This is a genomic window from Paramesorhizobium salinisoli (assembly GCF_003335045.1).
In the GTDB taxonomy this organism is placed as follows: Bacteria; Pseudomonadota; Alphaproteobacteria; order Rhizobiales; family Rhizobiaceae; genus Paramesorhizobium; species Paramesorhizobium salinisoli.
Genome location: NZ_QOZG01000120.1, coordinates 1 through 430, shown reverse-complemented (window position 1 = coordinate 430; position 430 = coordinate 1). Strand labels below are relative to the sequence as shown.

Annotated in this window: 1 protein-coding gene; it reads right to left on the bottom strand. The window is 57.2% G+C overall.

Annotated elements, in window-relative coordinates; genetic code table 11:
* Nucleotides 1-430: hypothetical protein (locus DUT91_RS25975; protein ID WP_160113728.1), on the bottom strand; the 430-nt coding region annotated here is incomplete at both ends.

The window sequence follows — 430 nt, the reverse complement described above, 5'->3', positions numbered from 1 at the left end:
CGCATCGAAGCCCGCGATTTTGGTGTGAACACTCGCAAGGCTTCCATCGAGCTGAACACGCTGGCGTCTGAGGCTCTCCAACTCCTGCCTTGTTTGTATCAGGGTCTGCTGCCGCGATTCGAATTCCCGCTGAACTGTAATGCCCTGATCGACAAGCTGCCGATATTTCTTCACCAACGGAGCGAGAAAGGCGATGTACTCCTCTGCCTGCCGGATCTGTGCATCCACACGCTCGATCTCGCGCGATAGGGCCTGCCCCTGTTCATGGAGACCGTTTTTATCCACCACATCGAGGGTGCTTCGCTGTATGATCGCGGCCTCCAGTTCGAACCGCCTTGCCAGTAGCTGGTCCTTGATGATGACCTCCGTCTCCCCCAGACCTGTCTTGTTGCCAACGCTGAGAGAATAGAGTTCGTCGCCGCTGCGCACG